Origin of the sequence: Flavobacterium segetis, from assembly GCF_900129575.1 — a bacterium.
Classification (GTDB): Bacteria; Bacteroidota; Bacteroidia; order Flavobacteriales; family Flavobacteriaceae; genus Flavobacterium; species Flavobacterium segetis.
Map to the genome: position 1 here is coordinate 143,689 of NZ_FQWE01000001.1, position 12,373 is coordinate 156,061.

Consider the following 12,373-nt stretch of genomic DNA (forward strand, 5'->3'; position numbering starts at 1 on the left):
TATTGCGAACATAAAAGGATTTCCACTTCTATCCGGGCTAGAAAATTACGGCAAGATCATATTTTAAGGTTATTTTGAAAACTATGTTACATATCAAAATTTAATTTGTTAATTAAATTGTTCACAAGAATAAACATCTCACCGTATATAAAGCACAAGGATGTCTAACTTTAGTTAGGCCAAACTAAAAAAAATAGTATGCAATTAAGCAACGAAGAAGAAGACTATAACTTATCCCTTTCAAAATTTGAGTCTATGTTGAAAACCAACAAAGTGCTCTTTTTTGATTCAGAAGAATTTGAAGAAATCATTCTTCATTATCTCGATATGGGTAAATCCGCTTTGGCAAAAAAGGCACTTAAACTTGCACTAGATCAACATCCTAAATCAACTGGACTAAAATTAGTTCAAGTAGAGATGCTAGTCTATGATGATAAACTAGAGCTCGCTGAAAAATTATTGAATGAACTTTATGCCATAGAACCTACAAACGAAGAAATATACATTCAAAAAGCAAATATCTATTCTAAGAGAGACCAGCATGAAAAAGCTGTTGAACTTTTAAAAATAGCATTACAATATACTGATGATTACGCTGATGTGTATAATTTAATAGGTATGGAACATTTATTTATGGATAATTTTGAGTTAGCGAAGCAAAATTTCATTAAATGTTTAGAGGAAGATTTAGAAGATCAATCAGCTTTGTACAATGTTGTTTATTGCTTTGAGTTTTTAGATCAAAACCAAGATGCTATCGTTTTCTTAAATCAATATATAGACAAAAATCCATATAGTGAAATTGCTTGGCATCAAGTGGGACGTTTACATTATAGTGAAAAAGAATATGAAAGTGCTATTAGAGCATTTGACTATGCAACGCTAATTGATGATGAATTTCTAGGTGCTTTTATGGAAAAAGCAAAAGCATATGAACGTTTAAAGATGTATAAAGAAGCAATTGAAAGCTACGAAAGAACAATTGAATTAGATGATCCCACTTCTTATGCATTACTACGCATTGGTAAATGCTATGAAAAATTAGGTGATAAAGCACTTGCTTTAAAATATTTCAATCAAACGGTACATGAAGATCCGCTTTTAGATAAAGGTTGGATTGCAATTACCGATTTTTACGTTCGCCAAAAAAATTATCAAAAGGCTCTTTTTTACGTCAATAAAGCATTAGCAATTGACAATCAAAATAAGAATTATTGGAAAAGATATGCTTCTATAAATAAAAACATGAACTCCTTTGAAGAAGCAGAATTTGGCTATCGAAAAGCAGTTGAATTTGGCGATCACTCTCTCGACACTTGGTTATTTTGGGTTGATATTTTGCAATATTTAGGAGAATTTGAAAGTGCCATCCAAACATTATTAGAAGCTTCAGAATACTTTCCTGAGGAAAATGCAATTGAATATAGATTAGCAGGACTTTATTTCATGTTAACTGATGGCACTAAAGCAAAATTTCACTTAAGCAATGGAATGCGTTTAAATCTTGAAAACGTTATACTTTTAGAAGAATTATTTCCTGTAGTCTGGGCAAAGAAAATGGTTCAGAATTATATATCAAAATACAAAAATCTATAATGAGTGATGTTGTTTTAAAACGTTTTGGTTTACTAGGCAGAAATATAAGTTATTCTTTTTCTAAAGGATACTTTACAGATAAATTCAAAAATGAAAATTTTGAAGGTTGCACCTATGAGAATTTCGATATTGCTGAAATAGCCTCTTTCCCTGAAATCATTAAAAAGAATATAAATCTAAAAGGACTAAGTGTCACTATTCCTTATAAAGAGACTGTGTTACCGTTTTTAGATAAATTATCGAAAAAAGCTAAATTGATTGGAGCCGTAAATACTATAAAAATTACGAAAGAAGGAAAACTAAAAGGATATAATACTGATTATTACGGTTTTAAAAAATCATTAGAGCCACTGTTACAAGAACATCACAAAAAAGCTCTGATTTTAGGTACTGGAGGCGCTTCAAAAGGAGTAGCCTTTGCATTAAATGAACTTAAAATACCTTACACATTTGTTTCTAGAGAAAATAAAGAAAACACAATAGGTTATAATAGAATCAATGCGAAAACATTTGACAATTACCAAATCATAATTAATTCAACTCCAGTGGGAACTAGCCCAAATATTGAATTATTTCCTTTAATACCGTATGAATATTTTACAGAAAAACATATTGCTTTTGATCTCATTTATAATCCCACAGAAACTCAATTTTTAAAGAAGGCAAAAGAGAACGGTGCACAAATTAAAAACGGTTTAGATATGCTTATTTTTCAGGCGGAAAAAGCTTGGAAAATTTGGAACAAATAGATAGCGCTAAGCATTTACATTCGAATATTTAATAAACTACGACATTAAAAATCGTAGTTTTTTTGTTACAATTTAAAAATCTAATTTTAGGAGAAACTCTTGTTTTCCTTTTCCATTTCGTCAAATTCTATTAAATGCAATCCAAGCGATTTAGAAGCTATTTATTTTGTAGTTACAAACTGCTTTAGTACCTTTCGCAATAGATACAATTACAAACCTTATACATTGAAAAAATGTTAGAAGAAAAGAACGATAACCTGCCTCAAAACGAAAATGAAGTAGATGGAAATGTAGAAAACAACAATCAAACTATTGAAGAAGTTCCTGTGAGAGCAGAAGAAACTTTACCAATACAGGAAAATGATACTCCTGCCGAGGAATATTTTAAAACACCAACTAAAGAAGCAATTGCAAAATCATTAGATTCTACCGAAAGTGAGAATAAAACTGCCATAGATTCGATTTTAGATTCAAATGCGGAAGAGAGCGAAGATGAAACACGCAAAGATCGTCATGAAATCCCAATGCAAGATTATGATACATTATCACTTGAGGAATTAGTTGAGGAATTAAAGAATTTAGTTTCGACAGAAAAAGTTTTGGCAGCTAAAGATCATATTGAGGAAATAAAAAAGTCTTTTTTAGCGAAATACAATCATCTTTTAGAAGAGAAAAAAGAAGAATTCATAGCCGAAAATCAGGATCCGAATGAAGATTTTCAGTATCATTCTCCTTTAAAATCGAATTTTGATAAATATTATTCTACTTACAAAGAGGCAAAAAACATACATTTTAAAAGTTTACAGACAAATTTAAAATCCAATTTAGAAAACCGATTGGCTATAGTCGAAGAATTGAAAGAACTGATCAATCCACAAGAAAATATAAAAGATACCTTAAAACATTTTAACGATTTAAGAGAGCGATGGAAAAACGCTGGTTCCATACCTAAGGACAAATACAATCACGTTTGGAACAATTATCATTTTCATGTCGAAAATTTTTATGACTATTTGCACCTAGATAGAGAAGCTCGAGACTTGGATTTTAAGCATAACTTAGATTTAAAACAAAAAATTGTAGCACGTGTGGAAGAATTAGTAAATGAAGTTGACATAAATAAAGCTTTCAGAGAATTACAAGACCTACATAAAATTTGGAAAGAAGATATTGGTCCCGTTTCCAGAGAACATCGGGACGAAATATGGAATAAGTTTAGTGATTTGACGAAGCAAATGCATGATAAGCGTGAAGTTTTATTTGAAAATCAAAGAGGAACAGAACTAGAAAATTTAGCTAAGAAAAAAGAAATTATAGCAAAAATCGAAGTGCTCGCTACTGAAAAAGTTAATGCTCATTCTCAATGGCTTGCTCAAATAGAAAAAGTAGAAGCACTGCGAACTAGTTTCTTCTCGGCAGGAAAAGTACCTTCAGATGTTAATGAAGAAACATGGTCGGCTTTTAAAACTGCAGTTAGAAATTTCAATTCTTTTAAAAATTCATTTTACAAAGACATTAAAAAAGATCAAAATGATAACCTAACAAAAAAAACAGCTCTTGTTGCCAAAGCTAAGGAACTTCAAGAAAGTGTAGATTTTGCAGCAACCACTCCTATAATGAAGCAAATTCAAGAGGAATGGAAGCAAATAGGACATGTACCAAGAAAGTATTCAGATAAAATCTGGAAAGAGTTTAAGGATGCCTGTAATCATTATTTTGAGAAATTAAAAGAGCAGAAAAACGAAGAAAACGGCGAAGAAGTTGCTGCTTTTGACAATAAAAAAGCATATTTAGAAACATTGAGAGAATTCCAATTAGTTGGGGAACACAAAACCGATTTAGACGCGATAAAATTACACATTGAAACTTGGAAAAGCTTTGGCAAAGTGCCATTTCCAAGACGACACATTGAAGGTAAATTCAATAAAATTCTCGATGCCTTGTTCGAGAAATTAAGTTTGAGTAAAAAGGATACAGATATGATGCGTTTTTCCAATAGAATGGATAATTTATCAGAGAGTAATGATACTCGAAAACTAGATAATGAAAAGATTTTCATTATGCGAAAAATTGATGAAGTGCAAAATGAAATTTTTCAGTTAGAAAACAATATTCAGTTTTTTACAAATACTAGAAATGCTAAAAAAGAAAATTCAATAGTTTTAGAAGTTCGAAAAAACATTGCAATTCATAAAGAAAGTCTTGACGTTTGGAAAGAAAAATTAAAGCAATTGCGAAATTTGAATTTAGAATAAAAATTAAAATTAAAATTAAAATTGAGAGACTCCTTTGAGTCTCTTTTTTTATGTCCCACTCATACATGATAAATATCATTTTAAATATTGAATGTTAACACTATTTTTGAAGCTTAATAAAAGATTTTATCATGAAAAATTCATTAATTCAGAAATACAATGTTGCAGGCCCAAGGTATACAAGTTACCCTACGGTTCCTTATTGGGATGAAGCAGATTTTTCGTATGAAATGTGGACGGACACTTTAAAAAAATCCTTTATAGAAAGTAATGATAAAGAAGGAATTAGTTTGTACATTCATTTACCTTTTTGCGAAAGCTTGTGCACTTTTTGCGGCTGTAATAAACGAATCACGAAAAATCACACGGTTGAAAATCCGTATATCAAAGCTGTTTTAAAAGAGTGGTCGATCTATTGTAAAATAATTGGTGAAAAACCACTTATAAAAGAAATTCATTTAGGTGGTGGAACTCCCACTTTTTTCTCGCCTAAAAATTTAGAAGATTTAATAAATGGTATTTTTAAAAGTGCTACAAAGGCGAATAATTATGAATTTAGTTTTGAAGGTCACCCCAACAATACTTCTTACGAACATTTGCAAAAATTATACGATCTAGGATTTAGAAGAGTGAGTTATGGTGTTCAAGATTACTCGGCTAAAGTTCAGAAAGCGATTCATAGAGAACAACCTTTTCATAATGTTGCAAAAGTTACTTTTTGGGCTAGAGAAATAGGTTACACTTCTATTGGTCATGATATCATTTTTGGCTTGCCGTTTCAAGATATTGATGATGTAATTGACACAATCGAAAAAACAAAGTCGTTACAACCGGACCGATTAGCTTTTTACAGTTATGCACACGTGCCATGGATCAAAGGAAATGGACAACGAGGATTTAAAGATGAAGACATTCCAAAAGATGATCAAAAGAGAATTTTATACGAAACAGGCAAAAAACTACTCTTTGAAAATGGTTATAACGAAATAGGAATGGATCATTTTGCACTAGATACTGATAGCTTATACGAGGCTTTTCAAAATGGAAACCTACACCGCAATTTCATGGGGTATAGTTCTTCAAAAACGCAATTAATGATTGGTTTAGGTGTATCTTCAATTAGTGATAGTTGGTACAGCTTTGTACAAAACGTAAAAAATTTAGAGGATTATTATCAAATATTGGAACGGGACAAACTACCGGTTTATCGTGGACATTTACTCACTAATGAAGATTTAATTATTCGAAAACATATTTTGAATTTAATGTGCCAATTTGAAACATCTTGGAGTGATAGCGCAAACTATTTTAAAGAAATCCCTGAAGTGCTACTACAGTTAAAGGAAATGGAAAATGATGGTCTTTTAGAATTTGGAGATAAATATTTAAAGGTAACTGCTGCTGGAAAACCTTACGTACGAAATATATGTATGGCATTCGATTTAAGATTGAAGCGTAAAGCACCAGAAACGGAATTGTTCTCGATGACAATTTAATTTCACAATCAGAAATACAAAATGCGCTATTCAGCGCATTTTGTATTTATTTCTGGTAAAGACTAATGACAATTAGGACTTTCCTGGACAAATAAACTCATACTAGAGGGAGATATGTATGGAATTCCCAGACCTAAACCTCTTAAAATAAATAAACAACCAATAAGCACTGCTACATAAGGAATAATTTTTTGAATTTTATTTCTGATTGGCACTGTTAAATAGGAATTAATGTAAACTACACTACTCATCATAGGAACTGTTCCTAAACCAAAGAGGATCATATAAAGAACGCCTAAGCTTTCACTTTGCATTGCGATAGCGCCAAAAAGAGCCACATATACCATTCCGCAAGGTAAAAATCCATTTAATAGGCCAATGGTAAAAAGTGATTTGTAACTTTTATTTTTAAACTGACTCCCTAAAGCGGTTTTGATTTTAGAAATCAACTTAAAAGCTGGTTTTGAAAAATTATACCTAGCAAAAAGTTTTTCGGGAGTTAGCACAATGAGAATCATTACAACACCTATAAAAATAGATAAATTTTGCTGTATTCCTGCTAAAAAAAAACCTTTACCAAGAAGCCCAAAAACAAAACCTATGCTTCCATAAGCTGTTAATCTTCCTAAATGGTATGTTATAATTTGGGTTACTTTTTTAGCCTGATTATTTCGATCTACAGGTAGCATCATTGCAATAGGTCCGCACATTCCTATACAATGAAAACTACTTATTAAACCGAAAATAAAAGCTGAGTATAACATTTTATAAAATTTAAAGTTTAAATATTCCTCTCGGAATTCAAGACTTTGTTATTGCTCATAAATTAACGTAAATTGTTTCTTTGGATAAATAGGATTTCCCTCCATATTGCCACTCCATATTAATGTCCCATCGACCGCCTGCCAAACTTTTTTTAGGTATGAGCAAAGTAGTAGCATCAGATAACGAAATGGGTATTTCAAAATCTAATTTTTTGTTAGACGGTCTATAAAGGGACACTTTTCCTTTAATATTTTTTGGAACAAATGTATCTGGAAAAACAATTGTAACTCCGGTAGTGGTCAAGGAAATTACTGGCTTGGCTACTAGATCTTCTGCATTTTGTACGCGTTTCATTTCGTCTCCAAAATTAGCATCATACTTATAATACTCCTCTACAACTAGATCATTATCGTACTTAGAATCCGATTGAACTTTAATTACAAAATATAAAATAAAGCTAATGAATATACTAAATGCAATTACAATGGCAGTTCCCCAATTAATTTTCATGATTTTTTATTTTTAATTCCTATTAGGTATAATGTGGTAATCAAATCGGCAGTAAATTTTCTATTACTTTTAACCAAAATTGAATGAATTTTTAATAAAATAGTAGCTTTTAAAATGCGTTGACTTCGATCAAAAAACAAATTTATACTGCTACTTTTAATCAAAACTTCGCGGACTCAAGAAGCTTGTTGTGCTCGTTTCAATCTTTTTATCACCATCATAAACTTCGATTTTGAGTTTTGTTTTATCGCTATCTAATAAATTCTTATTAATTTCTATAAACAAGGTTCCACCGCTCATCCCTTGCCTTGGAACCTTTAAGTTTTGCTTCCCTACAATACTTAATGTTCCTTTAATGCCAACTAATTTAAAAGTAATATCGTCAAAATCATCATTCGTTTTATTTATAACTTTAAAAGTATAAATATTACTAATATTCTCTCCTTTATGTTGAAACAGTTGCCCTGGAAGTCTTAAAATTGTTGCCTCAACATCAGTACGTAAAAACAATAAACCAATTAAAATAGCAACTAAAATAAATAGTACAGCTGAATATCCCTTCATTCTAGCAGTAAATTTAAATTTTACTTTTTTCTCGATCTCATCTTCAGATGCATATCGAATTAAACCTCTTGGTAAGCCTACATTATCCATAATAGTATCACACTCATCAATACATGCCGTACAATTGACACATTCCATTTGAGTTCCGTTGCGAATATCGATTCCTGTGGGGCAAACATTTACGCATTGCTTACAGTCAATACAATCACCTTTTCCAGTTGAAGCTCTATCTTCTTGCTTATTGAATTTAGCCCTTCCAGTTTCTTTTTCTCCTCGAACAAAATCATAGGCAACATTAATAGACTTATCATCTAATAAAACACCTTGTAATCTTCCGTAAGGACAAGCAATGATACACACTTGCTCTCTAAACCAAGCAAAAATAAAGTAGAAAATTCCAGTAAAAATCAGTAGCGAAATCAATGTACTAATATGATCTGCTGGACCTTCTTCAATCATCAATAGTAATTTGTCACTGCTAATAAGGTACGCCAGAAAAACATTAGCAATAAAAAAGGAAATTATTAAAAATATAAACCACTTGATACCTTTTTTACGAATTTTCTCCGCATCCCATTTTTGTTTATCTAATCGTATTTGAGCTCCTCTATCGCCTTCTATCCAATACTCTATTCTACGAAATACCATTTCTAAAAATATAGTTTGCGGACAAATCCAGCCACAAAATATACGCCCAAAAATAACTGTAAACAAAATGACAAAGACAACGCCCACAATCATAAAAAGAACAAAAATATAAAAATCTTGAGGCCAAAATGGAAATCCGAAAATATTGAATCGTCTTTCTAAAATGTTAAACATCATAAATTGATTGCCATTGATTTTTATAAATGGATTAGCAACTAAAACAATAAGTAAAAAATAACTAACCCATTTTCGATAATCATAAAACTTTCCCGAAGGTTTTTTTGGAAAAATAAATTTTCTATTTCCTTCTTCGTCTATCGTTCCAATAGTATCTCTAAAAGCTTCATCTGGTAATTTTGACATTTCTTTTTTATTTAAAACACAATTTTAAAATAATTCTTAAAATCAAAAAGCTAAATAAAAACGCGTGTTTTTAATTGATATTTAACTGTAATAGAGTTGACTTATTCAGTGTACACTTCACCCTCGGGTGCTTTAGCGTCAGGCGGATTAGTGCCTTTTAATGAAATCACATAACTGGCTACTTTTTGCATCTCTTTTGGTTTTAATGTACCTTTCCATGAAATCATTCCCTTGCCATCACGACCGCCATTTACTAGAGTATGAAAAATATTTTTTATTCCTCCTCCAAGAATCCATTCATCATCTGTAAGGTTAGGACCAATTTGTCCGCCTCCATCAGCTCTATGGCAGGCAGCACAATTCGTATTAAAAATTTCTTTTCCTGCTGACAGATCTCCCGTTTCGGTCAATAATGTAACTGTTTTCTCATCCATCATATCTGGTGCAGTTTTCATATATTCGGCAACTTCAATCTTGGCTTGTGCGATTTCTTTTTTAAGTTCCATCTCTTGATCATCGGCCCCTAAAATTTCAAAACGCACCATATAAACTACTCCAAAAACGATTGATGCATAAAATAAATACACCCACCACGGTGGTAAATTGTTATCTAACTCTTTAATACCGTCATAATCATGATCTAATAATAATTGATCCTCATTTACCTCTGCTGACGATTCTGGTTTTATTAACAATCCCACTAATTTCTTGTACCACTTGTTTTCAGCTATACTCCAATTTTTAGATTCATTAAGTGTTGCTTTCTCCTCAGCTGTAAGTAAAAGATACGTTACATTATTAACAGCGGTAATTGTAATTTCAATTGCTATAACTAGAAAAAGAAAGATCAGCAAGAACACAGAAACCATAGGGTATCTTATAAAAGCTGGACGGTCTCCAGAGTCAACGAAATATTCTACTGCTCCAAATGCAACAAAGAAAATAACGGGTACGCTTAAGTAGGATGGAATTAATTTTTTCATTCTATATATTTTTAAAAATTAAACTATTTTATTGTCTTGCAAAGGCATCTGACTCAGTTCATCAATTTTCTCTTTTTTATACGAGAAAACCCAAATACCAAGACCTACGAAAAAGAAAAAGAAAATCAATAGCGATAAGATGGGGAATATTGCAACACCATCAATGGTTTCTAAGTTGTGTTTTACTTGTTCAAACATGATTTCTATTTTTTAAGAGCTATTTTTTTACTTTGATATCTGTTCCTAGACGTTGCATATAAGCAATAAGAGCTACAATTTCTCTTTCATTCATTGGAACAAATTCCTCTCCTCTTGCTGCTGCTTTTTTCTTACTTTCATCATAACTCTTTACAAAATCAGGATCGTTTTTTAAACTTTCTTCAATTGCAATCGCTTGTTTTCTTAAATCATCAAGACCGCTTGCAACTTGTGCGTCTGTATAAGGCACACCCAGCGTTACCATAGCTTGCATTTTTTTCTGAGTCAAAGAAATATCCATTGGCTTATTATCAAACAACCATTTATATCCTGGCATAATTGAGCCTGCTGATATGCTTTGAGGACTCCAGAAATGGTTGAAATGCCAGTTATCATTGTATTTACCACCTACTCTTAACAAATCTGGTCCAGTACGTTTTGATCCCCATAAAAATGGATGATCATAAACAAACTCACCTGCTTTAGATTGTGGGCCATAACGTTCTACTTCACTACGGAAAGGTCGAACAGATTGAGAGTGACAACCAACACATCCTTCACGAATATATAAATCACGCCCCTCAAGCTCTAGTGGAGAATAAGGTTTTACACTTGTAATTGTTGGAATATTAGATTTAACCATAATAGTTGGAACAATTTGAATGACACCTCCAATTAAAATAGCAACAGTTGCTAAAATCGTTAATTGAATAGGTTTTCTTTCCAACCAAGGGTGGAACTTTTCTCCTTTTATACGACTCGAACTGATTCGTATTAAAGCTGGTGCTTCAGCTAATTCATCTTCTATTGCAGAACCTTTTCTTAATGTTTGAATAATGTTATACACTAAAACAAGCATTCCTGTTAAATATAAAGTACCACCAATTGCTCTCATCCAATACATTGGCATGATTTGAGTTACTGTTTCAAGGAAGTTACCGTAAGTTAATGTTCCGTCTGGATTGAATTGTTTCCACATTGAAGCTTGCAAAAATCCAGCAACATACATTGGAATTGTATATAAAATAATACCTAATGTACCAATCCAAAAGTGAAAGTTAGCCAGTTTTAAAGAGAATAAAGTGGTCTTAGACATTCTAGGAACCAACCAATAAATCATACCAAAGGCTAAGAAACCATTCCATGCTAATGCACCTACGTGAACGTGAGCAATAATCCAATCCGTGTAGTGCGCTATTGCATTTACATTTTTAAGAGACAACATAGGACCTTCAAAAGTAGCCATACCATAACCTGTGATCGCTACAACAAAGAATTTCAAAACGGGATCTACACGTACTTTATCCCATACACCTCTTAAAGTCAACAATCCATTGATCATACCACCCCAAGATGGCGCAAGTAACATAATAGAGAAAGCAACACCTAAATTTTGTGCCCAGTTAGGTAAAGCAGAATATAATAAGTGGTGTGGTCCAGCCCAGATATAGATAAAAATCAAAGACCAAAAGTGAACAATAGATAAGCGATAAGAATAAACAGGACGATTAGCCGCTTTTGGAACAAAATAGTACATTAAACCTAAGAATGGTGTGGTTAAGAAAAATGCAACTGCATTATGACCGTACCACCACTGAACTAATGCGTCTTGAACACCTGCATAAACAGAATAACTTTTGAAAGCTGAAACAGGTAATTCTAAATTATTGAAAATATGTAAAACAGCCACTGTAACAAAAGTTGCTAAATAAAACCAAATTGCAACATATAAATGGCGTTCTCGACGTTTTATCATGGTTCCAATCATGTTGATCCCCATTACAACCCATATAATTGTGATTGCAATATCAATAGGCCATTCCAGTTCAGCATATTCTTTTGAGCTACTAAACCCTAAAGGCAAAGTAATAGCGGCCGCTACAATAATTAATTGCCACCCCCAAAAGTGAATGTTGCTTAATAAATCACTATACATTCTAGCCTTTAATAAACGTTGCATGGAATAATACATTCCAGCAAAAAAGGCGTTACCAACAAAGGCAAAAATAACAGCATTTGTATGTAATGGTCTCAATCTACCATAACTTAACCACGAAATTCCGTCAGTCATGTTAGGAAAAAGAAACATAAAAGCTAGTGTAAGCCCAACGATCATTCCTACTACTCCAAAAAGGATTGTAGCGTAAATGAACTTCTTTACAATTTTGTTGTCATAATAAAACTGCTGCATTTCCATAATTAAATTTGTTTATTATTTTATTTTAAATTTTTAAGCTCAATAATTG

10 protein-coding genes are annotated in these 12,373 nt (G+C 31.9%); 4 read left to right on the top strand and 6 right to left on the bottom strand.

What is annotated here, in order from left to right:
* The first annotated feature begins 198 nt into the window (after positions 1-198).
* The 4 genes from BUA99_RS00670 to hemN all read left to right on the top strand — a co-directional run bounded on the left by BUA99_RS00670 (position 199) and on the right by hemN (position 6,096).
* Positions 199-1,596, top strand: a complete 1,398-nt coding sequence (locus BUA99_RS00670; protein ID WP_072986863.1) for a tetratricopeptide repeat protein — start codon at positions 199-201, stop codon at positions 1,594-1,596.
* Positions 1,596-2,345 (top strand): shikimate dehydrogenase family protein, encoded by a 750-nt coding sequence (locus BUA99_RS00675; RefSeq protein WP_072986864.1) that lies wholly within the window; start codon positions 1,596-1,598, stop codon positions 2,343-2,345. Before BUA99_RS00670 ends, BUA99_RS00675 begins: the two co-directional genes overlap by 1 nt.
* 233 nt (positions 2,346-2,578) lie before the next feature.
* Positions 2,579-4,600 (top strand): DUF349 domain-containing protein, encoded by a 2,022-nt coding sequence (locus BUA99_RS00680; RefSeq protein WP_072986866.1) that lies wholly within the window; start codon positions 2,579-2,581, stop codon positions 4,598-4,600.
* 131 nt (positions 4,601-4,731) lie between these two features.
* Positions 4,732-6,096 carry an oxygen-independent coproporphyrinogen III oxidase gene (hemN, locus tag BUA99_RS00685; RefSeq protein WP_072986869.1) on the top strand — a complete coding sequence of 455 codons (1,365 nt, stop codon included), beginning with the start codon at positions 4,732-4,734 and terminating at the stop codon, positions 6,094-6,096.
* Between the two features lie 62 nt (positions 6,097-6,158).
* On the opposite strand, the gene BUA99_RS00690 is transcribed toward hemN, so the two are convergent.
* The 6 genes from BUA99_RS00690 to ccoN form a co-directional block, all read right to left on the bottom strand.
* Positions 6,159-6,860: a sulfite exporter TauE/SafE family protein gene (locus BUA99_RS00690; protein WP_072986871.1), complete on the bottom strand. Its 702-nt coding sequence runs from the start codon at positions 6,858-6,860 to the stop codon at positions 6,159-6,161.
* A gap of 55 nt (positions 6,861-6,915) precedes the next feature.
* Positions 6,916-7,371, bottom strand: a complete 456-nt coding sequence (locus tag BUA99_RS00695) for a FixH family protein (protein WP_072986873.1) — start codon at positions 7,369-7,371, stop codon at positions 6,916-6,918.
* Positions 7,372-7,527: 156 nt separating this feature from the next.
* Positions 7,528-8,946 carry a cytochrome c oxidase accessory protein CcoG gene (gene ccoG / locus BUA99_RS00700; RefSeq protein ID WP_072986875.1) on the bottom strand — a complete coding sequence of 473 codons (1,419 nt, stop codon included), beginning with the start codon at positions 8,944-8,946 and terminating at the stop codon, positions 7,528-7,530.
* Between the two features lie 101 nt (positions 8,947-9,047).
* Complete coding sequence (locus BUA99_RS00705; RefSeq protein ID WP_072986877.1) at positions 9,048-9,929, bottom strand: cbb3-type cytochrome c oxidase N-terminal domain-containing protein; 882 nt, start codon at positions 9,927-9,929, stop codon at positions 9,048-9,050.
* An 18-nt stretch (positions 9,930-9,947) separates the two neighbouring features.
* Positions 9,948-10,127, bottom strand: a complete 180-nt coding sequence (locus tag BUA99_RS00710; protein WP_072986879.1) for a CcoQ/FixQ family Cbb3-type cytochrome c oxidase assembly chaperone — start codon at positions 10,125-10,127, stop codon at positions 9,948-9,950.
* A 19-nt stretch (positions 10,128-10,146) separates the two neighbouring features.
* Positions 10,147-12,324, bottom strand: a complete 2,178-nt coding sequence (ccoN, locus tag BUA99_RS00715; protein ID WP_072986881.1) for a cytochrome-c oxidase, cbb3-type subunit I — start codon at positions 12,322-12,324, stop codon at positions 10,147-10,149.
* Positions 12,325-12,373: the final 49 nt, after the last annotated feature.

Excerpts from the sequence above, each read along its gene's own strand:
- BUA99_RS00670 (WP_072986863.1), top strand. The coding sequence starts at position 199 with ATGCAATTAAGCAACGAAGAAGAAGACTATAACTTATCCCTTTCAAAA.
- BUA99_RS00675 (WP_072986864.1), top strand. The coding sequence starts at position 1,596 with ATGAGTGATGTTGTTTTAAAACGTTTTGGTTTACTAGGCAGAAATATA.
- BUA99_RS00680 (WP_072986866.1), top strand. The coding sequence starts at position 2,579 with ATGTTAGAAGAAAAGAACGATAACCTGCCTCAAAACGAAAATGAAGTA.
- hemN (WP_072986869.1), top strand. The coding sequence starts at position 4,732 with ATGAAAAATTCATTAATTCAGAAATACAATGTTGCAGGCCCAAGGTAT.
- BUA99_RS00690 (WP_072986871.1), bottom strand. The coding sequence starts at position 6,860 with ATGTTATACTCAGCTTTTATTTTCGGTTTAATAAGTAGTTTTCATTGT.
- BUA99_RS00695 (WP_072986873.1), bottom strand. The coding sequence starts at position 7,371 with ATGAAAATTAATTGGGGAACTGCCATTGTAATTGCATTTAGTATATTC.
- ccoG (WP_072986875.1), bottom strand. The coding sequence starts at position 8,946 with ATGTCAAAATTACCAGATGAAGCTTTTAGAGATACTATTGGAACGATA.
- BUA99_RS00705 (WP_072986877.1), bottom strand. The coding sequence starts at position 9,929 with ATGAAAAAATTAATTCCATCCTACTTAAGCGTACCCGTTATTTTCTTT.
- BUA99_RS00710 (WP_072986879.1), bottom strand. The coding sequence starts at position 10,127 with ATGTTTGAACAAGTAAAACACAACTTAGAAACCATTGATGGTGTTGCA.
- ccoN (WP_072986881.1), bottom strand. The coding sequence starts at position 12,324 with ATGGAAATGCAGCAGTTTTATTATGACAACAAAATTGTAAAGAAGTTC.